Annotated in this window: 35 protein-coding genes and 3 pseudogenes; 27 read left to right on the top strand and 11 right to left on the bottom strand. The window is 25.1% G+C overall.

Features of this window, described 5'->3' with window-relative positions; genetic code table 4:
- Positions 1–20: 20 nt before the first annotated feature.
- The 4 genes from AACK78_RS01765 to AACK78_RS01750 all read left to right on the top strand — a co-directional run bounded on the left by AACK78_RS01765 (position 21) and on the right by AACK78_RS01750 (position 1,359).
- Complete coding sequence (locus AACK78_RS01765; protein ID WP_338955970.1) at positions 21–155, top strand: hypothetical protein; 135 nt, start codon at positions 21–23, stop codon at positions 153–155.
- Between the two features lie 33 nt (positions 156–188).
- The gene (locus AACK78_RS01760) at positions 189–449 is read left to right on the top strand and encodes a hypothetical protein (RefSeq protein ID WP_338955968.1); all 261 of its coding nucleotides are present in this window, start codon (positions 189–191) and stop codon (positions 447–449) included.
- A gap of 255 nt (positions 450–704) precedes the next feature.
- The gene (locus AACK78_RS01755) at positions 705–1,112 is read left to right on the top strand and encodes a hypothetical protein (protein WP_338955967.1); all 408 of its coding nucleotides are present in this window, start codon (positions 705–707) and stop codon (positions 1,110–1,112) included.
- A gap of 13 nt (positions 1,113–1,125) precedes the next feature.
- Positions 1,126–1,359, top strand: a complete 234-nt coding sequence (locus AACK78_RS01750; RefSeq protein WP_338955965.1) for a hypothetical protein — start codon at positions 1,126–1,128, stop codon at positions 1,357–1,359.
- A gap of 158 nt (positions 1,360–1,517) precedes the next feature.
- Here the strand turns inward: AACK78_RS01750 and AACK78_RS01745 are convergent, their stop codons facing one another.
- Positions 1,518–2,279 (bottom strand): PP2C family protein-serine/threonine phosphatase, encoded by a 762-nt coding sequence (locus AACK78_RS01745; protein WP_338955963.1) that lies wholly within the window; start codon positions 2,277–2,279, stop codon positions 1,518–1,520.
- Positions 2,280–2,281: 2 nt separating this feature from the next.
- The gene (gene rlmN, locus AACK78_RS01740; protein WP_422396876.1) at positions 2,282–3,319 is read right to left on the bottom strand and encodes a 23S rRNA (adenine(2503)-C(2))-methyltransferase RlmN; all 1,038 of its coding nucleotides are present in this window, start codon (positions 3,317–3,319) and stop codon (positions 2,282–2,284) included.
- Between the two features lie 293 nt (positions 3,320–3,612).
- On the opposite strand from rlmN, the gene AACK78_RS01735 reads away from it, so the two are divergent.
- The 15 genes and pseudogenes from AACK78_RS01735 (at position 3,613) to AACK78_RS01670 (ending at position 11,568) form a co-directional block, all read left to right on the top strand.
- Positions 3,613–4,626 carry a protein kinase domain-containing protein gene (locus AACK78_RS01735; RefSeq protein ID WP_338955959.1) on the top strand — a complete coding sequence of 338 codons (1,014 nt, stop codon included), beginning with the start codon at positions 3,613–3,615 and terminating at the stop codon, positions 4,624–4,626.
- Positions 4,627–4,632: 6 nt separating this feature from the next.
- Positions 4,633–5,502, top strand: coding sequence for a ribosome small subunit-dependent GTPase A (gene rsgA / locus AACK78_RS01730; RefSeq protein WP_338955957.1), 870 nt, complete (start codon positions 4,633–4,635; stop codon positions 5,500–5,502).
- 12 nt (positions 5,503–5,514) lie between these two features.
- Positions 5,515–6,195, top strand: a complete 681-nt coding sequence (gene rpe, locus AACK78_RS01725; RefSeq protein WP_338955955.1) for a ribulose-phosphate 3-epimerase — start codon at positions 5,515–5,517, stop codon at positions 6,193–6,195.
- Positions 6,182–6,790, top strand: coding sequence for a thiamine diphosphokinase (locus AACK78_RS01720; protein ID WP_338955953.1), 609 nt, complete (start codon positions 6,182–6,184; stop codon positions 6,788–6,790). Before rpe ends, AACK78_RS01720 begins: the two co-directional genes overlap by 14 nt.
- 433 nt (positions 6,791–7,223) lie before the next feature.
- Entirely contained in the window at positions 7,224–7,463 is a 240-nt protein-coding gene (locus tag AACK78_RS01715; protein WP_338955951.1) for a hypothetical protein, read from the top strand.
- A 569-nt stretch (positions 7,464–8,032) separates the two neighbouring features.
- The gene (locus tag AACK78_RS01710) at positions 8,033–8,158 is read left to right on the top strand and encodes a hypothetical protein (protein ID WP_338955949.1); all 126 of its coding nucleotides are present in this window, start codon (positions 8,033–8,035) and stop codon (positions 8,156–8,158) included.
- Positions 8,159–8,171: 13 nt separating this feature from the next.
- On the top strand, positions 8,172–8,462 hold the full coding sequence (locus AACK78_RS01705) for a hypothetical protein (RefSeq protein WP_338955947.1): 291 nt from the start codon (positions 8,172–8,174) through the stop codon (positions 8,460–8,462).
- Positions 8,455–8,601, top strand: a complete 147-nt coding sequence (locus AACK78_RS01700; RefSeq protein ID WP_338955945.1) for a hypothetical protein — start codon at positions 8,455–8,457, stop codon at positions 8,599–8,601. Before AACK78_RS01705 ends, AACK78_RS01700 begins: the two co-directional genes overlap by 8 nt.
- A 2-nt stretch (positions 8,602–8,603) precedes the next feature.
- Positions 8,604–9,092 (top strand): hypothetical protein, encoded by a 489-nt coding sequence (locus AACK78_RS01695; protein ID WP_338955943.1) that lies wholly within the window; start codon positions 8,604–8,606, stop codon positions 9,090–9,092.
- Between the two features lie 12 nt (positions 9,093–9,104).
- Complete coding sequence (locus AACK78_RS01690; protein WP_338955941.1) at positions 9,105–9,383, top strand: hypothetical protein; 279 nt, start codon at positions 9,105–9,107, stop codon at positions 9,381–9,383.
- 1 nt (position 9,384) lies between these two features.
- Positions 9,385–10,032, top strand: a complete 648-nt coding sequence (locus AACK78_RS01685) for a recombinase RecT (RefSeq protein ID WP_338955940.1) — start codon at positions 9,385–9,387, stop codon at positions 10,030–10,032.
- 200 nt (positions 10,033–10,232) lie between these two features.
- Positions 10,233–10,403, top strand: a complete 171-nt coding sequence (locus AACK78_RS01680) for a hypothetical protein (RefSeq protein WP_338955938.1) — start codon at positions 10,233–10,235, stop codon at positions 10,401–10,403.
- A 44-nt stretch (positions 10,404–10,447) separates the two neighbouring features.
- On the top strand, positions 10,448–10,711 hold the full coding sequence (locus AACK78_RS01675) for a transposase family protein (protein ID WP_338954390.1): 264 nt from the start codon (positions 10,448–10,450) through the stop codon (positions 10,709–10,711).
- A pseudogene (locus tag AACK78_RS07315) lies at positions 10,678–10,950 on the top strand (hypothetical protein); the annotation flags it as partial. The gene AACK78_RS01675 and the pseudogene AACK78_RS07315, both read left to right, overlap by 34 nt.
- A 21-nt stretch (positions 10,951–10,971) precedes the next feature.
- A complete protein-coding gene (locus AACK78_RS01670; RefSeq protein WP_338955936.1) occupies positions 10,972–11,568 on the top strand; it encodes a DDE-type integrase/transposase/recombinase in 597 nt (198 codons plus the stop codon).
- Positions 11,569–11,708: 140 nt separating this feature from the next.
- On the opposite strand, the gene AACK78_RS01665 is transcribed toward AACK78_RS01670, so the two are convergent.
- Genes AACK78_RS01665 through AACK78_RS01645 form a run of 5 tightly spaced genes read right to left on the bottom strand, consistent with a single transcriptional unit; the run spans position 11,709 to position 15,227 of the window.
- On the bottom strand, positions 11,709–13,103 hold the full coding sequence (locus AACK78_RS01665; protein ID WP_338955934.1) for a hypothetical protein: 1,395 nt from the start codon (positions 13,101–13,103) through the stop codon (positions 11,709–11,711).
- The gene (locus tag AACK78_RS01660) at positions 13,096–13,374 is read right to left on the bottom strand and encodes a hypothetical protein (RefSeq protein WP_338955932.1); all 279 of its coding nucleotides are present in this window, start codon (positions 13,372–13,374) and stop codon (positions 13,096–13,098) included. Before AACK78_RS01660 ends, AACK78_RS01665 begins: the two co-directional genes overlap by 8 nt.
- Entirely contained in the window at positions 13,374–14,018 is a 645-nt protein-coding gene (locus AACK78_RS01655) for a PBSX family phage terminase large subunit (protein WP_338955930.1), read from the bottom strand. Before AACK78_RS01655 ends, AACK78_RS01660 begins: the two co-directional genes overlap by 1 nt.
- On the bottom strand, positions 13,979–14,836 hold the full coding sequence (locus tag AACK78_RS01650; protein WP_338955928.1) for a phage terminase large subunit: 858 nt from the start codon (positions 14,834–14,836) through the stop codon (positions 13,979–13,981). Before AACK78_RS01650 ends, AACK78_RS01655 begins: the two co-directional genes overlap by 40 nt.
- Positions 14,837–14,873: 37 nt before the next feature.
- Complete coding sequence (locus AACK78_RS01645; RefSeq protein WP_338955926.1) at positions 14,874–15,227, bottom strand: hypothetical protein; 354 nt, start codon at positions 15,225–15,227, stop codon at positions 14,874–14,876.
- Between the two features lie 297 nt (positions 15,228–15,524).
- Between AACK78_RS01645 and AACK78_RS01640 the strand changes: the two are divergent.
- The 7 genes and pseudogenes from AACK78_RS01640 to AACK78_RS01615 all read left to right on the top strand — a co-directional run bounded on the left by AACK78_RS01640 (position 15,525) and on the right by AACK78_RS01615 (position 20,349).
- Positions 15,525–16,504: pseudogene (locus tag AACK78_RS01640) on the top strand (IS30 family transposase).
- A gap of 324 nt (positions 16,505–16,828) precedes the next feature.
- Positions 16,829–18,709: a prolipoprotein diacylglyceryl transferase gene (locus AACK78_RS01635; protein ID WP_338955924.1), complete on the top strand. Its 1,881-nt coding sequence runs from the start codon at positions 16,829–16,831 to the stop codon at positions 18,707–18,709.
- A gap of 104 nt (positions 18,710–18,813) precedes the next feature.
- Positions 18,814–19,014, top strand: a complete 201-nt coding sequence (locus tag AACK78_RS01630; protein WP_338955922.1) for a hypothetical protein — start codon at positions 18,814–18,816, stop codon at positions 19,012–19,014.
- Positions 19,015–19,050: 36 nt separating this feature from the next.
- Positions 19,051–19,326 (top strand): hypothetical protein, encoded by a 276-nt coding sequence (locus AACK78_RS01625; RefSeq protein WP_338955920.1) that lies wholly within the window; start codon positions 19,051–19,053, stop codon positions 19,324–19,326.
- Positions 19,293–19,565 (top strand): annotated as a pseudogene (locus AACK78_RS07310) (hypothetical protein); the annotation flags it as partial. The gene AACK78_RS01625 and the pseudogene AACK78_RS07310, both read left to right, overlap by 34 nt.
- Positions 19,566–19,586: 21 nt before the next feature.
- The gene (locus AACK78_RS01620) at positions 19,587–20,183 is read left to right on the top strand and encodes a DDE-type integrase/transposase/recombinase (RefSeq protein WP_338954388.1); all 597 of its coding nucleotides are present in this window, start codon (positions 19,587–19,589) and stop codon (positions 20,181–20,183) included.
- 28 nt (positions 20,184–20,211) lie between these two features.
- Entirely contained in the window at positions 20,212–20,349 is a 138-nt protein-coding gene (locus AACK78_RS01615) for a hypothetical protein (RefSeq protein WP_338955918.1), read from the top strand.
- Positions 20,350–20,550: 201 nt separating this feature from the next.
- On the opposite strand, the gene AACK78_RS01610 is transcribed toward AACK78_RS01615, so the two are convergent.
- The 4 genes from AACK78_RS01610 to AACK78_RS01595 form a co-directional block, all read right to left on the bottom strand.
- The gene (locus AACK78_RS01610; protein ID WP_338955916.1) at positions 20,551–20,709 is read right to left on the bottom strand and encodes a hypothetical protein; all 159 of its coding nucleotides are present in this window, start codon (positions 20,707–20,709) and stop codon (positions 20,551–20,553) included.
- 515 nt (positions 20,710–21,224) lie between these two features.
- Complete coding sequence (locus tag AACK78_RS01605; protein ID WP_338955913.1) at positions 21,225–21,524, bottom strand: hypothetical protein; 300 nt, start codon at positions 21,522–21,524, stop codon at positions 21,225–21,227.
- Between the two features lie 16 nt (positions 21,525–21,540).
- Positions 21,541–21,999 carry a hypothetical protein gene (locus tag AACK78_RS01600; protein WP_338955911.1) on the bottom strand — a complete coding sequence of 153 codons (459 nt, stop codon included), beginning with the start codon at positions 21,997–21,999 and terminating at the stop codon, positions 21,541–21,543.
- 457 nt (positions 22,000–22,456) lie between these two features.
- A complete protein-coding gene (locus AACK78_RS01595) occupies positions 22,457–22,627 on the bottom strand; it encodes a hypothetical protein (protein ID WP_338955909.1) in 171 nt (56 codons plus the stop codon).
- Positions 22,628–22,906: 279 nt separating this feature from the next.
- On the opposite strand from AACK78_RS01595, the gene AACK78_RS01590 reads away from it, so the two are divergent.
- On the top strand, positions 22,907–23,368 hold the full coding sequence (locus tag AACK78_RS01590; RefSeq protein WP_338955907.1) for a hypothetical protein: 462 nt from the start codon (positions 22,907–22,909) through the stop codon (positions 23,366–23,368).
- Positions 23,369–23,391 lie beyond the last annotated feature (23 nt).

The raw sequence follows: 23,391 nt of genomic DNA, 5'->3' as shown, positions 1-23,391 counted from the left end.
TTCTTTACTTACTTTTTTGGGTGCAGTCTAATTTTGATAATATGGAAAGTACGATTGCTCAATGACAAGATAGTTTAAAAATAGTTCAAAAACATAAAGGTGAAGAAATCAATATCTTAACGATTGATGATTTTAGTAAACAACCAATTAATTAAACAATATGATCAAATAATGAAACACCGTTTGCTATGAAATTAAAAGATGAAAATAGCAATGTTTATTGAAAATTAATTGATGGTGAAAATATTCATGATATTAATAGAATGTTAGCATACTTAAAGCAATATAAATTAAGTTATTTTATTAATAATGATAATAAAGCCGATAATTTTTATACAAAAGAGGTTAAAGTTGGTAAATATTGAGATGCTTATATTATTGATGATAGAAGTTCAATTCAATTTGGTGATGCTAAATTTGAACAAGTATTTACCCAACAATCAACATAAAGACAGTATACTTTATTAATTTTAGATGAATATGATGATAAAATAAATATTAATGATTATTATAATTTTTATACTATTTTTAATGACCATGGTTTAAATATTGGTGGTGGTAATATAAATATTGCACCGCAAGATAGACAATGATTATATCCATCAAGTGTTATTAATTATTATTCACCATATGATGGTAGTTTTTTATGACAAGAAATTACATTTTCAAGTATTAATGACAAAATTAGTAATAGTGGTTTATCAGTGCGACAATTTATTCAAACATCAGCGCCAGGTGAAGGTTATTATTTTCCTAAAATAACTTATGATGAAAAACTAAATAAAGGTATTGTTGAATTAGATGAGGTTTTATTAAAAGATCCCGGCGTTAGAGCAATGGCTGTTAAATTTTATCGTAATCCGATCTTTTTTGATATACCTGTGATTGGTAGACCAATTATTAAAGGTCAATTTAATACAAAAGTAATAAATTCAAGAGATTTATTAATGTATAATATGTTTCCTACTCCTCCTGATAAAATAAATACTTATGCATCACCTGAAGTAAGTTGATATAATATTCAAGGTATTCAACCAACTATGATAACTGGTTATAAAGATTGAAAAAAAGATATGGAAAATAGATATTATTTTTGAAAGCAAAAAAAATAATGAAGGTATTGTTATGACTGACCAAGCAAGTTCAACAGCAACTAATCCTACTGTTGGAAAAACTACTCATAGAGAAAATATTGATTCTAAATTTTATTGATCTAAAGATTGAAAAATAACTCCACCAAACAAAATAAAAGTAAATGGTGGAACAGTTGATAATATCATCAGTACCCAAGCATCATCATATTTTAGAAGAAAAGATGAATTTGGCAATACTGTAGGACAAGTTCAATTTACAAGGTAAAGATCGAGAATTATTAAATTTTTCAATTTACTGATATACGACTGATTTTGACACCCCATATTCCTTAAAAATTTCAAGAATGGTTTTACCATTTTGATAAAGTAAAATAATTTGTTTTTTAAATTTATCGGTTGTATACTGTAAAAAATAACAGGGCTTTAATCTGTTATTTCAAAAACAACGCCTGTTAAATTATCGGTTGATAAGTTTTCTAATGCCCTATCAATTAAAATTTTAACTTTATCATTTAATTTATTTGCTGATTTTAAGGTTTCAATCAAATCAATTTCATCAACATAATCATGAATACCATCTGTTGTTAATAAATATTGCCCCTTAATATCTTCAATTACATAAGTATCAATTTTTAAATTCTTAGTTGGTCCTAAGGCACTTGTTAATACTTTTCAAAAAGTATGCATATTATATTGTTTTTTATACTGACCTTGAAATTCTAATTCTTGTTTTTCCCGATACTCGATTGAATTTTCCATATTTTGATCAGTCGTAATTTGATAAATTTTATCATGATAAAATTTATATAACCGTGAATCACCAATATTAATTACATATACTTTTCCATTTGCAATTAATGCTGCCACAACAGTTGTTCCCATATCACTCGTATCAGGATAAACTTGCGCATAAGTGACCATTTCTTCTTGAATTGCTAAAATTGTCTGTCGAAATCATTTGTTCATTTCTTCATCCGATAAGTGATTAAAATTTGTTCGTTTAAAATATTCGACTAAACTATCAACCGCCATTTTACTAGCAATTTCCCCATGCTGATGGCCACCCATTCCGTCACAAACAATCGCAATATAATTATTAAAACTATTATTAGCAAAATCAAAGTAATCTTGATTACTACTACGATAAGCACCAATATCAGTTTTATATCCAAACTGTATTTGCATAATTATTTTCTAATAATCCCTTCATTTTTAGCGCACAATTGTCCACAAGCAGCATCAATATCATGACCAAATTCACGCCGTACAATACAATTAATTTTTTGTTGTTGTAAAGTTTCAAAAAATTGATTAATTTTAGTGCTACGTTGATAACCATTTTCTACGACCGTATTATAGGGAATTAAATTAACATAAGCATTTAATCCCCGAATTAATTTTGCTAATTCTAACGCTGTTTCACGACTATCATTAACATCCTCAATTAAAATATATTCAAAAGTAACCCGACGATTAGTTAATTCAATATAATAACGCACAGCACCCATTAGTTTTTCCACTGGGTAAGCTTTATTAATTGGCATTAATTGATTACGAATCGTATTGTTTGGTGCATGCAACGAAATAGCTAAATTAACTTGCGTTTTTAACTCCGCAAATTGTTTAATTTTAGGAATCAAACCACAAGTTGAAATTGTAATATGACGAGCGCCAATTTGATAACCTTTTGCATCATTAATAATGTTAACAAACTTAAGGGTATTATCAAAATTATCAAATGGTTCCCCAATCCCCATTACAACAATGTGACTAACACGATCTTGCGTTGCTGCTAAGTAACGGTTAACCATCATAACTTGTTGGATAATTTCAGCAGTTGATAAATTACGCGTCTTCTTTAATAGCCCTGAGGCACAAAAAGTGCAAGCCATATTACATCCAACTTGTGTTGTGACACAAACTGAATTACCATAATTTTTCGGCATTAAAACTGTTTCAATTTTATAGTCATCTGCTAATTGAAATAAAAATTTTATTGTTCCATCTTTTGATTGTTGTTGCACAACAATTTTTAATGGCTCAATTGTATAATATTCTTGTAATTTAATTCGGTCCGTTTTTGAAATATTTGTCATTTCATCAAAAGAATATATGTTTTTGATATATATTCAATCAAAAATTTGCTCTGCCAAATATTTTTTAAAACCATGCACAACTAAGTCTAATTGTAATTCCTCTTTCCGATATTCAAAAATTGATGTCATCATTTTCCACTCCATTTTTATATTGTATGCTGTAAAACTAAATGATAAAAAGTTAATAAAATTATAACAAATTAAAAATAAAAAACAATAATCACAAAAAATATTAAATTAAAAATATTGTTTTTAATTTAATATTTTTTGTGATTATTGTTTTTTATTTTTAATTTGTTATAATTTTATTAACTTTTTATCATTTAGTTTTACAGCATACACAATTTACAGTTTGTTTTTTATTCGTGTTTTTTGTGTTATGATGTTTACAAGTTGAAATAATAAAGTAAAGGGTGGAGAAAATGAAACCAATCACAATTGGAACGATTTTACATAATCGATATCAGATTTTAGCTAAAATTGCTGATGGTGGAATGGCTGAAGTTTTTGAAGGGTACGATATGTTATTAAAACGCCATGTTGCAATTAAAATTATGACATTAACTTTATCAAAGAATAAAGAAGCAGTGGAACGTTTTAATAAAGAATACAATTCAATTGCGCAATTTTCCCATAATAATGTTGTTAAGGTTTATGGTTCATTTGAAGCATATGATCGTCATTGTTTAGTTTTAGAATTAGTGAAAGGTTATACTTTAAAAGACCGTTTATTAACATTAGGACCGTGTACTGTTAAAGAATTATTATATTTTTTTGATGAAATTAATTTAGCAATTACAGAAGCACACCAAAATGATATTATTCACCGGGATATTAAACCAGAAAATATTTTAATTTCATATGATGGAAAAATCAAAGTTGCTGATTTTGGAGTCGCAATTTTAGAAAATAGTGAAGATTTAGAAAGCAGCAAGATTATTGGAACCTCAAAATATATGGCTCCTGAAATTGTTCAGTCGAAACCAGCCACTAAACGCAGTGATATTTATGCATTAGGAATTATATTATATGAGTTAGCAATTGGAACAGCGCCGTTTGTTGGGAAAAATCCAACATTTATTGCGGTGAAGCATGTTAAAGAATTACCATTACGTCCGCGCTTAGTGAATCCAATGTTACCACAAAGTTTGGAAAATGTTATTTTAAAAGCAATTGCCAAAGACCCCAGTGAGCGTTTTCAAACGGTTACGGAGTTTAATACTAGTTTACAAGTAGTTGAAACAATTGAACATCAAAATGATAAACCATTAAAATTATCTAATTTAATTGCTGTAAAAGGGAAGTCACATAAACTGTATGATCGCTATTATTCTTACCCATGGTTTTTAAGAATTAAGGTTGTCTGATGGTTTAGTTTTTTGTTTGTTGTTTTTATTATTGCGATGGTTTGCCTTTGGTTGTTTTTAACAAGGTAAAGTAATATGCATCAAAAAGGAATGATTATTTGCATTGTTAGCCAGTTTTGTTATGTGAAAAATGATGCTGACCAACAGGTTTATGCATGTAAAGCAAAAGGGTTATTTCGCCATCAAGAGATTAAACCAGTTGTTGGGGACTATGTTCAGTTTGAAATCCAAAATGACAAACAAGGAATTATTTATCAAATTAAACCACGAAAAAATGAATTATATCGCCCCCGAATTACCAATGTTGATCAAGTTATTATTATTACAGCAATGATCGAGCCAACTTTTAATTCATATTTATTAAATAAATATTTAGCATTTATTGAATATAAAAGTTTAAAACCAGTGATTGTTTTTACTAAGAAAGACTTAGTACAAACAGAGGACCTTTATCAAAAATATTTTAATTGATATCCAGCCTTAGGGTATGATGTTTATTTTATTAGTAATAAAAAGGATGACAAAAAAACATGACAACAATTTGAACAACTTTTTCAAAATAAAATTTCAGTTTTTACTGGTCAAACGGGAAGTGGCAAGTCGTCAACATTAAATACTTTATTACAAGCGGAAATAATTAAAACTCAAAAAATTTCAAAAGCCTTAGGGCAGGGGAAGCATACAACAACAACAAGTGCCTTATATGAACTATTACATGGTATGATTGCAGATACGCCAGGTTTTTCAACCTTTGATTTAAGAGATTATGAAAAAAGCGGTTTAGCCCTCGCGTATCATTTTTTTAATCAGTATGCTAGTGAATGTAAGTTTCGAACTTGTTTACACTTACATGAACCCCATTGTAAAATAAAAGCCTTAGTGCAAGAAAATATTATTCCGAAGTTTTTTTATAATGATTATGTGCGAATTATGCAAGAACAATAGAAAGAGGTAATGATGAAAAAATATATTGTTGCACCGAGTGTTTTAAGTGCAAATTATTTAATATTAAAAGACGAATTAATGGCTATTAAAGCAGCCGGAGCGCAATGAATTCACTTTGATGTAATGGATGGTGACTTTGTACCAAATTTAACTTTTGGTCCAAAAATTTTAGCTGATATTACTAATTATAGTGATTTATTTCTTGATTGTCATTTAATGGTTAAAATTAAAAATGATAGTGTTGAAAATTATTTAATGCCATTTATTCAAGCGGGATCTTCAGCCATAACATTGCATTATGAAGCATTAACCCCATCGCAATTAACAGAATTTTTAACTTTACGCGCAAAATTAAAGTTAAAAATTGGGTTAGCCATTAAACCAGCAACACCAATTGATCTACTTATTTCGCATTTAAATAGTCTTGATTTAGTATTAATAATGACTGTTGAGCCTGGTTTTGGGGGGCAAGCTTTTATAGGGACCGCCGCAAGCAAGATTAAAACATTACGAAATTATCTTGACCAAAATAAGATGCAGACTTTAATTGAAGTTGATGGTGGAATTAATGCTGAGACGGCTAAGGTTTGTAAACAATATGGGGTTGATGTTTTAGTTGCCGGAAGTTATTTATTTGGCCACGCTGATTTAGCAACCCGTGTAAAGGAATTAATGACTGATGAAAGCAAGTAAGGTGGTAATTGTTTGTTCTGAAACAAACCTCGATTTACAGCCTTATCAAGATTATTATAAAATTGGGGTTGAGCGGGGATCGTTAGATTTAATTAAAACTTTTGATACTTTTGATTTTTTTTGTTGTGATCAAGATAGTTTAACAGCATCGGAAGCAAAGTTAATTACTAGTAAGGCAAAAGAAGTTTTAGTAGTTCTGGAAATGAAAGATTATCTTGATGGGGAATTAGCCCTTCAGGAGGCTCTTAAATTAGAACCACAAGAAATTTTTTTTATTGCACAAGGTGAGCGGTTCGATATGCAATTGAGTTGTTTTTACTTTATTTATCATTACAATATTATTTTTATGAATGATCATACTTATGCTTATTTATTAAAACCAGGGATGAATGAAGTGCTTGCTAAACCGGCATATCGTTATTTTTCCTTATTTAGTTTGCAATCAGCAACTGTAACAATTACTAATTTAAAATATAATGTTAAGCAATTTCAGTTAGCAGAGTTATCCCCGAATGCTGTTAGTAATGAATTTATTGGGTCAACGGGGAATATTGAAGTTTTATCGGGACAGGTTGTAGCCATTTATAGTAAATAAATAATCGGTTGTGTAAATTGTAATGCTACAAAAGCACAAAAAATACATGATAAAAATAAAAAACAATGTCGTAAATATTCAATGTTAAATCCTGTATACTGTAAAACTAAATCATAAAAACTTAATAAAATGGCATCATGTACGATGAAGCTCCAAAAAACAACTCTTGTTAAATAAAAAGAATTGTTTTTTATTTATAAAACAAAAATTATTAATTGATTCAGAGAAAGGACAGCATCTTAAATTTTAAAATAGAAACTTTTTATCACAATTTTTGTTACCGTATTTAATTTGTGTTAGACATTTATTAAAAATCTTAGAAATCTTTACAAAGTGTAACTGTTTTTCTCCTATTTTAAGGTGTTGTCCTTTCTCTGCTTTAGTTAATTAATTTGCTAATAAATAAAAAAATTAATAAAGGAAGGAGTAAGTAATGGCAATTAATAAGCAACAAAAAATTTGCGATATTGATAACTGCTATAAAACAATATCGTTCATTACCGAAGAATTTGTATCAAATAGAGTTTTATGAACTTGTGAAAAACATAAAGATTTATTAAATCGAACAAAAGATAAAAAACAAAAGCGGTTTTATAAATGCTTAGAAAATTCAAAAATTATCTTTGATGATAAAACTGGTTCTTTTAAACTTAAATTTTATAAAACAACTTAATGTAGTGTGGAACGGTTATTAATTAATAATTAAGTACTAAATGGATTAAATAATTCATTTTCCACAGCCAGCCGAGGCAAGTACTGAAATAGTGTATGAGGAAATATGTAAATCGGCGCTGGTTTATTAGAACTAAGCGATAGTCGTGATAAGTGCAAGGTCAACATCAAACGACAATAAATATTGAGATGATCACTTTATAAATAAATTTGCGATAGATATTACTTCTTAGAAGTGGCAGCGGTTTAAAACAAACCACAAAGGCAGCACTAGGCTCTTCAAGGTGCTAGTGAATTTATTTTAAAAACTGAACGTTTTGACCTGAAATGGTGCGGATGAAGAGAGAGAATTATCTGGTGTAAACAATAAAAAACAACTGTCGATTATTGAATAATATACCGCAACCGCTCACCCTCAAAGTGAAGCGGGCGGTGAAATAAATAAATAGATAAATACCTTAATTATATAACTAATTCTCGCTTTGGTACTTTTCACTTGGGAGTGGGTGCCAGCGAGTTAAAAAAAGAGAATTAAAAAAATTAATAAAATAATTTAACGAAGGGATATATATGAAAAAGAAAAAGTTAAATAAATACATAATTAATAAATTAAATAAAATAATGCTTAAAAGTTACCTTGTATCACTTGATGATATTACTGATGAACATTGAGCATTAAACAATAAAAAGAATTAGGAGGAATAAGAAAATGTCATATTGTATTAGTGATTACTTAAATGAAAAATGAATTAATAATAAAGCATTAAAAATTAGTAATAAAGATATTATTTATGCACAAATTGATAGTGATTATGATATGAGTTGAGAATTAAATTTATATCTTAAATTTGGTAATGAAGAAAGATATGTAGGTAATATTTTATTGTCAACAGATTTTGACTTAAATTTAAAATGATATGAAATTGATGAAGTTAAAGGTTTAATAGATGATTATTTAGAAGATGAAGAAGCAGATTACGAGGTGATAAATTATGAATAATATGTGAAAAAATGAAGATGGTTATGTTTATACAGAAGAAGATTTATTTAATATAGCATTAGAAGAATGTCATTCAGAAGAAAGTGCTTATGAAGATATTGATAATTTAATTGAAGAAATGCAATTAGAGGAAATTTAATAATGGCAGATTTAACATTAAATAATCAAATTAAAAATATTACTTATCCATTTTATTTAAAAGGTAATGATTTTAAAAAATTAAGTTTAAAAGCATTACCAATTAAAAATTGAATTGATAATCATGGTCAAGAATTAACAGAGTTTATCTATCGTCACCTTAATCATTATACATTAAATGGTTATCAAGATATACATTTAAAAGATATACCCAGTGCTATTAGTAAAATTGATTTTGTTTTTAGAGAACCATTAGAATTAATAAAAGATTTTAAAGATGAATTAAATCGAATTAGAGTTAATATTATTAATTTAGAAAAAATACTTCAAAATAATAAAATTGAAATTAAAAATATCCTAATACAAGTTCAATATTTAAAACAACAACAGTTTATTCAAACTAAAAAACAAGAACAAGAAAGTAGGGTTGAATATGCTAATAACTTAACGTCTGATATGGGGTTAGACATGGACCAAATTGAAGATGAATAAGTTGTTCGTGCTATGAAAGATGTAGCAAAAATAGATAGGGAATTAGAAAAAAATATTGGTAAATTTCGTAAAGAAAAAATATTAGTTAAAGATATTGAGATTTTAGGTGTTAATGATGATTTTTTACAAAATACCGATAAGTTAGGGCTTATTAATCTTATTAAAAATTATTTAATTATCGATGAACAAGTTGTTAAAAACGAAATTAAAGAACAATGAGATAGTAATAAAGATATTAATACTATTGGAGTTAATGGAATTAAATTCAAAATAAATAAAGGAGAAAAATAAAATGACAAATGAATTACAACAATATATTAAAGGTGCAATTATTAAATATGAATTAAAAGTTAATGAGAAATATTTAAAAGAAAATATTTTAGCACTTGAAGAATTAAAAATGAAAAATGGACAAAGTTATTTACAATTAATTAATAATGCAGATAATGCCAAAATTACAGCCTTAGGAATTATTAAATTAAGTAATAAAGGTTTAATTTTTGGAAAAGATTTTAATATTATTCCATTTAAAAATAAATTAACTACTATTATTGATAGTAAAATTTATTGTAAAAGAATTGAAGAAGCAGGATACAGTCCACGAAAATCTATTATATTTAAAGATGAAAAATTTGAATGGGATACTATAAATTCTTGCCCCAAAATTCATGAGATTAATTTTAATGCAAATACTAGTGATTATAATGAAATTATTGGTCCTTATGCTTTTGCAAAAGATATTAATGGAAATTATCAAGGTATTTTATTAAAAAAAGCAGATATTGACCATTTAAAAAATAGTAGTCCAAGTGGAAATAGTGAATATTCGCCTTGAAATAAATGACCAAAAGAAATGGTTGAAGCAAAATTATATCGTAAATTAGCACAAGAATTAAGTATAGATATTTACTGACATTGATTTAGATGAAAAAGAAATTAAAGAAGATGGTAATTTTGATTACATACCTTTTAATGATATTACTGTCGCCAAAAATCAGGGGTAAATGAGCAATGAGCCCTTATCAAATAATATAATAAAAATATCCCATCTTATACAGAAATAGCGGACACAAACGATAATATAGTTAAAGAAGATGATATATCAAATTTAGTACCAACAGTTAATAATAACAATGAGGAATGAGCAAGATGGGAATAAAAATAGGTATTGACCCATCTGAAACCAGTACTACTGCTATTGCTGTTTTTGAAAAAAATATCTTATTAGATAAACAAGAGGTTAAAAATAAAGATTGAAAAAATCATTCTAAATTTATTATAATAGTAGACTGCACCCAAAAGAGTAAGTAAAGAAAAAAAGTCTTTGCTAAACTTTAAAGGAGGTGCATTTTTATATGGCAAGAAAAGGACAAAAATTTAATAAATATACAGCATATTTTCGAAAAATGATAGTACAAGAGGTTAAAAATAATAGTATAAGTTTTATTGCAAAAAAATATCAAATTAATAAAAAAACTGTTGCTTCATGGTATGAAAATTTTAAGAAAGGAATTTTAAACACCAATAAAGGTCCAAAAGAATCATTTGAAAAAAGAGATTTAAACTATTACAAAGTTAGGTATGAATTACTAAAAAAGCTTCATGACTTTTACAATTAAATAAAAGAAAAATTGTATCTTTTATCAAAGAAAACATTAATAAATATCCACTAAATTTATTACTTGATATAACAGATTTAAAGCGTAGTTATTGAGATAAATATAAAAATTATTCAAGTAATGGTAAGGATAGCGAATCATTAAAAAATATTGTAAAAGTCTATGAAGAAAATTTAAAACAATTTGGTTATCGTCGAATTACCAAATATTTAAAAGAAGATTATGGCATTGTTTATAATGCTAAGAAAGTATTGCGAATTATGAAAGAAAATAATATTCAAGCTGAATATGTAAAGCGTATGCGTAGAAAAATATTAATAAAACAAAATAGAAATAAAAATATAATTAAATATCCTGATTTAGTAAATCGTAATTTTAATGATATTAAAGAAAGATTTTCAATTTTATTTACTGATGTAACTTATTTAATTTGAAATGGTAAAAAACATTATCAATCAACAATACTTGATGGATATACTAAAGAAATTATTGATGTAAAATGATCAAAATTTAATAATAACAAACTTGTAATTGATAATTTAAATGATGCAATTAATAAAATTAAAAAAATAAAAAAAGATTTAAATAAAACAATAATTCATTCAGATCACGGATATCAATATACATCTAAAGATTACAATAGTAAATATTTAGATAACAAAATTATAATTTCAATGGGTAAAAATTATCATTGTGCAGACAACATTATTATTGAGAGTTTTCATTCATTACTTAAAAAAGGAACAATCCATAATAAAAATTATAAATCTCATAATGAATATATTAATGATGTTAAAAAATGAAATAAATGATATTCAAACCAAAAAGAAAAATATATAATAAATGAAAGTTTGTAAACCTTTTTATTAATACTTACTAAACGGGGTGCAGTCTACAAGTGTCTGTTATCTTTTATGTTTTCTCTGATATCTATTAAAGTATCGTGGGCTTGTCTTCTTAATTCTTCCATAACTCCTGGGTTAATTCTACTCATTTTTTAATTCTCCTTTATTTCTGTTCTACCTTGTAAGGCATTTTGATTATTACCAGTTTCATCATATTCCATTAATTTATTATTATGTTCGATTTCTTTTGTTTGTAATTTATCTTGTCATTCTTCTATTTTTTCATAATATTTTGATGCTTCTAATTCATCAATATTATCATATTCAGTTATGGCTCTTATTGGTTCCATTGTGCCATTATCTAATCTAGCAGTAATTAATTCATTTTGTCGCATTTGGTCAACTAAACTAGCACTAATAAAATCAAATCCATAAGGACGTTCACCTGTTGTGCCATCTCATAAACCATAATATTTTAAAACAGTATCAAAAACTTTAGTATAATATTGCTTACGATATGCTTGTAAATATGCTTGTTTTTCTAAGTCTTTTGTTTTAGTTAATAATGATTGTGTTTTATTCTGGTCATTATCTGATTTATCACCAAATGGACTAGAAAAATGGCAGGCTAAATATACTTGCTCAATAATTGCTTTTTGGTCTTCAGTATATGTTTCTAAGGTTGGTGTCCCTTGTACTACTTGTAAAGATTGTGATAATTGACCATCTACAGCTGATTGACCTGATTGAATAAAAATATCATCAAAAGCATCTTGTAATACTTTTTTATTACCTTTGTTATAGGCAGTCATTAAATCATCGTCTAATATTCCATATCAGTGCGTACGATTTGCTCATCTTTCTTTTGATTTAATATTAAAACTATCTTCTAAATCAAATTGTAATTTATAACAATTTGCCATTGTGGGTCATGGATTTAAAGTAGTTGATGTTGATAAGAATAATGGATTGGGCTCATTAATCATTTCTCAAAAAGGTACAATACCTAATTTGTTTTTAAATTCTTGTATTAATACAGGTCTAACATTATCTTCAATTTGTGTTTTGCTTTGTCCAACAACTATTTCGTTATTTTTTGGCCAACCTTTAATAACTATTTTATCTTTGGTACAAATTAAATTTAAAATAAATCCACTGTCTGATTGGTAATAATTTAATCAAATATCAGCACCTTGTTCAATTTCGTTTATTTTACTTACACGAGATGTAAAGTTAAAAGGGTTAATTCATAAATCAATATTTCCATCACTAGTTTCTAATAAACCAAAAATAGTTTTACCCATTAAACTTGTTGTTAATTCATTTTTATCTAATTTCTCTTTTATTTTATAAGTTTCATATCATCAATTTAATTTTTCTAAAATGTCTTTACGATGAGACTTAAATAAAATATCTTTACCATTTATTAATAGAATTTGATGGCGAGCAATAATATTTGCTAAATTAATTGTTCAATCATAATTATAAAATTTTAAAACACTATTAATATCATTTAAGTTTGGTAAACTAGGGAAAGTATTATTCACGGTTATTTTGCTCCTTTAATTTTAAGATAAGTGCATAATTAATAATATTTACTGTTAATAAATTTGGTTCATTTGCTAAAACTTGTACACATACTTTAATTTTTTGATATTTTTTAATATATTCGTTATATAAATTTAATTTACATATTGCGATATTATCTTTTTTTAATTCTTGACAAAGTCTTTTTTTAACCTGTCCACAAACAGACATATAAGGTCTTTTTGCATTTATTACACGCTCATCATGGATTACATAAATATCTTTTTTCATTAAGTTATTCACTCCCTTTGCTGTCATAATTTATAATCTGCTGAACTATTATGTTTAACCATATTAACTAATTCAAAATGTAAAGCATAAAAATCACTATTAAATATATCATCATATAAATCTAACATTCGTTCTTCTCTGGCATCTGACTTATCTTCTCATTGAATTAATTCATATTGTGTTTTACTTACAGGACATTTTTCTCATAATCATTTTAATTGGTTTGTATTTATTAACATTGTAAATGCCTCAATACGATGTCTTATTTTAAATTTCTGTTTTTGTGCTGGTTTAAATGTCATATATTGACCAAAAGTATAATTATATTTCTCTAGATTTAAACTTTGCAATGTTGAATAAGCACTATCATGAACATTAATTGATATTCCTTGTTGTATTAAATTAAAGTATTGATTTAATTGATTGCTATAAAACTCTAAAATATCTTTTACTTGTTCTAATTCAGTTTTAAATTGCTGTGTAGAATTTGAATGAGTATATTCTGCTACTTTATATGATTTTTTATCAAATGAATTATATAATCAAAAACTAGCAGCAGTGGTATGTCCTTTTGGACTAGTGACATTAGCAATATCAACACCACCTAATAATTTCGTTGGTTGAATAATATCTGTTGCTTGCATAATATCAATATATCTCGCAAAGAGATTGACCCACTAGTATTACCAGGTAGTCCTCAACTCCATACTCTTGATCGTTCGATATCTAATTGTTCTAATCTTAATTGTTCATTAACTTTATTTTGTGGTAATTCATAATTTAATCTTCAACTAGAATAATGAATAATAATTTTCATACTTCATTTTTCAATATATTTAATTTGTTCATATTTACTACGCATTATTTCTTCATTAAAAAGCATTAATTCATTACAATAACCAACAATATATCTTTTTAAACTTTCGAGATTACATGTATTAATTGTTATTTTTTCTTTATAACCATGAATAGCAAACTCTAAATCACTTAAATCTTTTTCTTGAAATTGGTCACATTCTTCTCTTCAATCAATAACTAATTTATATTTATTCAAATCGGCAAATGCTTTTAATTTTTCTTTCCGGCTTGGCGAATGTAAACCTTTGCAATATATTTTGCTACCATTTGATAAAGTAAAAGTAAAATTTGATAAATTAATAGTATAAGGTATATGATTTTCATCTAACATATTTCATATATTTTGAAAGACACTATCTTTTAAATCTTTACTTCAATACATACTAGCAATTATACAAATTGGTTCTTTAATTAATAAACTAATTTTTAATAATTCACCAAACATTTTAATATTTGATATAGTCTTACCACTATATCGTGTCCCAATTTGATTAATTTCATTTACTAATTCATATTTCTTAACAAATGGATATTTATTGCCAATACTACTATTTTGTAATAACCAATAAGGAGTTTCTAACAAATAAGTAAAATTATTAAGCATTATTATCACTTTCTTTTTTAATATCTCTAATATCAGTTTATAAATTAACTATTATTGGTTGTTGACTATTTAAGTTTAATTCTTTTTCAAGTTCTTTTTCTTGCAGTGAATACTTATGATTAAATGCACGCTGTCAATATAACCTAGTACCTTCTGGCGTTTTAACCATTTGTTTAATAAGTTCATTTTCTATTTTATCAACTTGTCTTTCAAGTAAAGGTGCTATCTTCTCGCTCTTGTAAGTTTCATATCTTCATCTGTTAGAAAGGTTGAATTTATTGGTTAAATCATTTAAAGTATAGGGAATATTAGGTAATTTATCACGTCAAAACTGCTCTATTTTACGCTCAAATGTTCGTAAATTTGCTGTTTTTGGATTAAATTCTTTCATTTTTTACTCCTTTTTGCATATTAAAATTGCTATTATTTAATGAATATGATTAAATAAAAGAGTAAGTTATAGAAATGTATAAAAGAACCACAATGGTTCTTTTTTTATTACTTACATTTTACATCAAAATAAAAAAAGTAAATTACTTTACTCCTTTATTTTGTAATACAAGTAATAGAGATACAAATTTGTTACTTGTTACAATTTAATTATATAATTCTTAAAATTTTTGTCAATATCTTTTTAAAAAAATAGTGTATAAATAAATTTAAATAAAAAGATTGGAGATACAAAGATATGAAAAAATATACACATGTAAAATTTGATGAGCGAGATTTGTTTAAGGATTTATTATTATCTGATAGTTGTAAAAAGAAAAACGGCACAATTAATTTATCTGAAATAGCAAGACAAACTGGAAGAGATATTAATACTATTAAAAGAGAGATTAAGCGATTTAAAAATATAGAAGATTATACCCCTTATAAAGCACAAAAAGATTATAAACAAAAGCGGAAAAATGTATTAAAAAACTACCCGAATTTACAGAAGAACAGAAAGAATGATTAAATTTACGATTTAATATTCTTCATGATTCACCAACATAAATTATTCATCGTTATTTTATAAAATTTGGTGCTAAATTTCCTGCTTGTGTTAAAACTTTTTATAAATGAATTAATTTAAAATTATTAGGTTTAAATAAACAAAATTTACGACATCATGGTAAGAAATATAAAACGAAAGGAAAGCCTGATAATCGTGGTAAATTAAATAATTTTAAATCAATATGAGATATTGAAAATAAAAAATATAATGTTGGTTTATTTGAAATGGATACTGTAGTTGATAAAGATCATCAATCTAATAATTTAGTTTTAGTAGAACAATCAAGTAAAAATTACTTTGTAATCAAATTAAAAAATAATACTGCTAATAAAGTTGTAGAAAAATTTAAAGATATTGTTATAAACAATAATTTAATTGGTAAAATTAAAGGAATAATAACTGATAGAGGAAAAGAATTTAGTAAGTGGAGAGAAATGGAAATATTTGCTGAAACACAAGTTTATTTTTGTGATCCGGGTAAACCACAACAAAAACCATTAATTGAATATATGAACTCTGAACTTAGACATTGGTTTCCCAAATGAACAGATTTTAATAATGTTACGCAATAAGAAATAGATTGGGTAGTTAATATTATAAATGATAAACTTCGACCATGTTTAAAATTAGTAACTGCAAAAGCAATGTTTTTAAAAAATATTAAGTAAATTTTTATTAATTAAATTTAATAAATTATTTTTTAGTGTGTCAAAATATGTTCAAAATAATAACAATTTAAAAATAATTTATTTTTTAAAAAAATAGTTGCATTTATTTTAAATAATGTTATTATTAATTTAACAAGAGATACAAATTTGGAGCTTGTATCTACACAATGCCAATTATAACAAATTAAAAATAAAAAATAATAATCACAAAAAATATTTTTAATTTAATATTTTTTGTGATTATTGTTTTTTATTTTTAATTTGTTATAATTTTATTAACTTTTTATGATTTAGTTTTACAGTATACAAGGAGCGAAAAATTAAATGAATAGTCTTTTATTAACAAGTAGTCCCCCAAATTCAGGATGAATTATGCCAAACAATACGCCACATCATATTTTAGCCACATATGGGGGGTGAATTCATATGTATGCTTTTTTTATTACCTTGGGAATGATTTTCTCGGTTTTAGCTTGCTTTATTTGGTTAAAAATAAAAAAAGTCCCAATTGAGCCATTAATTTGGTCAATTTTTGCTATTATTCCATTTTCATTATTCGGCGCTAGTTTTTTTGGTAAATTTAATAATGATGTTAATCATCCTTGAGTGTTAGATCCTGGTGATGTTCCCTTTTGATCTTTATTTGCTTTTTGAAAAGCAGGAATGAGTATTCATGGTGGTGTCTTATTTGGCACAATTACAGGATTAATTGTTTTTGGCTTTGTTGGTCGGAAAGCAAAAGTTTCCCTTTTAATTTATATTGATTGTATTATTCCAAATATTTTATTAGGGCAAGTATTAGGACGTTGAGGTAATTTCTTTAATCATGAGCTATTAGGAAGTGTTACTTCATATGATTCGCTACGTTGATTACCAGCTTTTATTCGGGATAATTTATGACAATTACAAGGTTTATCACCAGAAATGGATAGTGGTCAGATTGTTTTCCGTCAACCAATCTTTTTATATGAATCATTTTTCAATTTCTTAGCATGGTTATTTATTACTTTTTTCATTCCTTTTGCTGGGCAATTATTTGGTAAAAAACCATGAAAAAAAAATCCCAAAGAATATCCGTTTAATTCAAAATATAATTTTATTCATTTCTTTAATCAGAAATACATTAAACCCGATAAAATGACATGAAAAGAAGCATGGGATAAAGCATACTTTAACTATATGCCAAACCAAAAAGTCTTAGATGAAATGCCAAAATCAATGCAAAGCCAACTTAGCTGGAAAGAGAAACTAACTTTTAAGGATAAGATTAAAAAATGATGACATAACGATAGTGCTGCTTTAACAAAATTAAATAATCCGGAGGGTTATTTAATAACAAAGAGTGGAGTACAAACTGGTTTTTATTTCTTTTTATGGAATTTAATTCGTTTTGTCTTAGAAACACAACGAGATGACCCATCAACTTTATTTATTAAAAACCATCGGGCATTAGATTATACAGTTTTACTTTTAATTGCGGTCATTGGGTTAGGATTAGCAATTTATGCGCAGTGAGGAGCGCCGCGAAAATTCCGTAAAAATGGTTTTATGTACGAAAAAGAATATGTTAATTTTCATAGTTTGCAAACGTGAAAATTTGGAAAGTATTTAAATAATAATATTGTTATTGGTGAAGATAATTATGTTGATAAACTGCCAACAGTAATTGAAACAAAAGTAATGGAATTTTTAGGATATGAAAATGAGGTTTTTGAAAAATATTTTGAGTTAAAATATTTTAAAACAAATGAACAAGGCAAAAAAAACCCCGAAATTATAAATTATAGTTTTAATATTGCTGCTTTACCAACAGCCGGAAATAAATTTATTGATGATTTGGTTGTTAATCAAACTTTCAAAATTGATTTAAGTAAAATTTTACAACAAACAACGTTAGAGATAACAAAACCAGAGAATATTGCTACTTTAAAATTAACAAAAAAATTTTTTGGTATGTTATTAAATAAGGTTATTCATTCTCCTGAAAAAACCGCGGCAATTAAAACAATTTGAAATAATTTTTATCCCTACATTAATGAACAAAAAACAACAATTTTTAACCTTGATGTTAATGATTTCATTATTTTTGATGAACTAAAAATTAAACCAGAAGCTAAGAAAATTGAAGTATCAAAATTTAAATTTAAAGAAAACCAATTTTATTCTTTCAATAAAAATATTTGTTTTAAAATAAAATGAAAATAATTAACTTTTAAGAGTGTACAATAATAATAGAAAGAGCGGAAAAAAGAATGCACCCCAAAAAGTAAGTAAAATAAAAAAAGATTTTGCTAAATTTTTATAGGGGGGTGCATTTTTATACGGCAAGAAAAGATCAAAAATATAACAAATATACATCAGAATTTAGAACAAAAATCATTGATGAAATTAGACAAAAAAGTTGTTGAATAGTAGCAAAACAATATAATCTAAATGCAAATACAGTAGAATTTTGATGAGAAAATCACAAAAAAGGGAAATTAAACAATAGACTGCACCCAAAAAAGTAAGTAAAGAAAAAAAGTCTTTGCTAAACTTTAGAGGAGGTGCATTTTTATACGGCAAGAAAAGATCAAAAATTTAATAAATATACAGCATATTTTCGAAAAATGATAGTACAAGAGGTTAAAAATAATAGTATAAGTTTTATTGCAAAAAAATATCAAATTAATAAAAAAACTGTTGCTTCATGGTATGAAAATTTTAAGAAAGGAATTTTAAACACCAATAAAGGTCCAAAAGAATCATTTGAAAAAAGAGATTTAAACTATTACAAAGTTAGGTATGAATTACTAAAAAAGCTTCATGACTTTTACAATTAAATAAAAGAAAAATTGTATCTTTTATCAAAGAAAACATTAATAAATATCCACTAAATTTATTACTTGATATAACAGATTTAAAGCGTAGTTATTGAGATAAATATAAAAATTATTCAAGTAATGGTAAGGATAGCGAATCATTAAAAAATATTGTAAAAGTCTATGAAGAAAATTTAAAACAATTTGGTTATCGTCGAATTACCAAATATTTAAAAGAAGATTATGGCATTGTTTATAATGCTAAGAAAGTATTGCGAATTATGAAAGAAAATAATATTCAAGCTGAATATGTAAAGCGTATGCGTAGAAAAATATTAATAAAACAAAATAGAAATAAAAATATAATTAAATATCCTGATTTAGTAAATCGTAATTTTAATGATATTAAAGAAAGATTTTCAATTTTATTTACTGATGTAACTTATTTAATTTGAAATGGTAAAAAACATTATCAATCAACAATACTTGATGGATATACTAAAGAAATTATTGATGTAAAATGATCAAAATTTAATAATAACAAACTTGTAATTGATAATTTAAATGATGCAATTAATAAAATTAAAAAAATAAAAAAAGATTTAAATAAAATAATAATTCATTCAGATCACGGATATCAATATACATCTAAAGATTACAATAGTAAATGTTTAGATAACAAAATTATAATTTCAATGGGTAAAAATTATCATTGTGCAGACAACATTATTATTGAAAGTTTTCATTCATTACTTAAAAAAGGAACAATCCATAATAAAAATTATAAATCTCATAATGAATATATTAATGATGTTAAAAAATGAAATAAATGATATTCAAACCAAAAAGAAAAATATATAATAAATGAAAGTTTGTAAACCTTTTTATTAATACTTACTAAACGGGGTGCAGTCTACAAATCCTAAAGGACCTAAAATCTCTTTTGGCAAAAAAGATTTAGAATATTATAAAACAAAGTATGAATTATTAAAAAAATCCATAACTTTTACAATTAAGCAAATTAAGAATCGTCTCTTTTATTAAACAAAATTGTCGTGAATATTCAGGTTGTATCTATTATTTAAGGGTTTTAATTAATATCTTAGAAATTGTGGAATAATATACCACTTACTTAATTAAATTGTATTACTTTTAATTTTATTGTCAATATATTTTTATATTTTTTTAAATTTTTCCACGACAAAAATATATTTTTATTAAAATCATTTAATTTATTAGATAAAATTAATAAAAATATAAGTTTGGTTGCAAATTATTATTTACAAAATTATTAACTGAATAATTAATTCTATTTTCTTCTAATGGTTCATTAGTATTAAATAAATTAATTTTATTTTTAAAATTCATCATACTAGTATTTAATTTATTTTTAAGATTTTTCATGATAAGTTGCTTTTTTTAACCAAAACACCCTTACAGTAATGTGATATATCACCTTCAATATGAAATCAAACATTATTCCATAATGTTTGATTTCTGACACCTTCTTCATTATTTTTAATTAATCTAATTGTCTCTTTTAAAAATTTCATTTTTGCTTCTTTTATAAAAGAAGTGCTGCTTTCTAAGCATTCTAATAATTCTTCATATTTAGCATTTGTATACTGTAAAACTAAATCATAAAAAGTTAATAAAATTATAACAAATTAAAAATAAAAAGAGATATTTAATGGTAATGTCAATTAAATATCTCTTTTTCTATTCACCCTTAACTTTTACATTACTGTTTTCATCCAAAATTAAATCAGATTCCTTAGTATCTAAATTTCAACAATAAACTGATTTATATTGTATTTTATTTTTATCATTACTTCATTCAGTTCAATTTTTATTTGTTTTATCTCATATTTGTAATTTTTTAATTGCTGTAATATAAAGAATGAATGAACTATCTTTATCTATTTTTTTGTATCATTAAAGTTATAATTAAAATTAATTATTCTTCAATTACTTTTTTCATCACCGCGTCATACAACATAGTATAATTTATCATTTTTCTCATTAAATGGTTTTTCTTGTGGTGCTACTCATTCTAAATTGTTTTTAATAGTTTTATCTGTTGTATTTATTTTATTCTTTTCTTTTAGTTCTTTTAATTCTTCGGGTGTATATTCTGCTACATTATTACAAGCAACTAAACTGGTTGTACTTATTCCAATTAAAGTGATTGTTATTAAGGAGACTAATATTTTTTTCATTTAATTATTTTTTTTATTATCAATTAAGTAAATCTATTGAAATAGAATAATTAACATCTATATTTCCAATATAAACAGTTAAATCAGAAGAATTAATAGTTGCTTTGTTATTATTAATATTTTCAACTTTTATTTTATCAATATCTACCCGTGGATTTAATTCTTTTACTTTATTTTTGATTTGTTGCGCTGTTGGGTTAGATAAATTATTAGTTTTAAATTCGTCTAAAGTATTATTATTAATAACTGTACTTAGTAATACAGATTTATCAACTGTAAAATTGATATCTAATATATCAGAAGCAGTATCATTATTTGGTCTACAACTAATTTTTGCATTTGTAGAATTTATAATATTAATGTTCAAAAAATTTAAAAAGCTACTTTTTAACATTATAGGGTATAATTCTTTTATTTTATCTTTAATTTGATTATCTGTTGGTATACTTAGACGATTGGTTTTTATTACACCCAAATTATTATTTTTTATATAAAAACCTAGTGGTAAGGTATATTTAACATCTGTTTCACCAGTATAAATGTTTATATCATTTGAAGTAATTTTAGAAGAATGTGTACTAAGTAGTTTAATATTAATTTTTGAAATGTTTAATGACGGAAATAATTTTTTTAATTTATTTTTAATTTGTATTTCACTTATATTTACAATATTTTGTTTACCCTCCTCATTATCAATTATTTGACCTAAACTAGTATTATTTGGAATTATAGTATTTAAATCAACAGATTTATCAATTATAAAATTAATTGTTTTCGTATTACTAAAACCAGTTAGAGTGATTACCGCGCTATTTTCAGTAATTTTTGTAACATTAATGTTATTAATATTTAATTGAGGATTTAATTCTTTTACTTTATTTTTGATTTGTTTTTCAGTTGGTCTGTCAGCTCCATTAGTTTTAAATATATGTTTAGTTTGATTTTTTTGTGTCTCTTTTATTTTTATTTATATTTAAACCTGTTCAATTTGATTCAGATAAATCTTTAATAGTATTTTTTTGATAAGGAATATCAGCAATCATTATTCGCACACTAGTTCCACTAATTGTTAATATGCTTAATAAACTTAGTAATTTTTTCATACTTATATTTCTCCCCTTTTCAATTTCTATTGACATTATATATATACAAGCAAAATTATGAATTATTTTAAAAATTTTATCTTGTTAAATAACCATTATCACGCGTTTTAAGACCTAAAATGGTAAGAAAATATATTAAGTTTAGTGTTTATGTATAAAAAGTATTGTATTGGTAAAATAATAGTATATAATTAATTCATAGGTTTAATCTTTTTCCGTAAAAAAGAGTTATGCTGACTTGTTAATCGAACAAGAATAAAAAAAGAGGAGTTTATAAAAATGGCACTTACAAAAGAACAATTAATCGAACAAGGTTTAAGTGAAGGGATTGCGGAAAATATCTTAAATCAGTTTAATAATGAAGCAAAACAAATTAGAGAAAGTGTGCAAAAACGCGAAGATGTTATATCAAAAGAAGACTTTATTAAATTATCTAATGAATTAGATGAATTAAAGGCTTTTAAAGATGTACCGTCTACTAAAATTGAAGATATTAAAACTAATTTAGAAAAAGTTAGTGATAGTTCTTTAAATGAAAAAATGAAAACTTTAAAAGAATTAAAACCTGATTTGTTTGTACAAGAACAGCCATCAATTTCACCTGGTAATTTTATTAAAGATATAATTGAAAAATCTTCTGAAAATAAGAATGATGAAATTGAAACTATTAAAGAAAAAGGAGCATATACTCCAGAAGAAATTAAAAAATTAACTGATTACACACTTAAAAACCTTAGATAATAAGGGAGTGAATATTATGACAA

It is taken from the genome of Spiroplasma endosymbiont of Polydrusus cervinus (assembly GCF_964019755.1).
Classification (GTDB): domain Bacteria; phylum Bacillota_I; class Bacilli_A; order Mycoplasmatales; family Mycoplasmataceae; genus Spiroplasma.
This window is presented reverse-complemented; position numbering and strand designations above follow the sequence as displayed.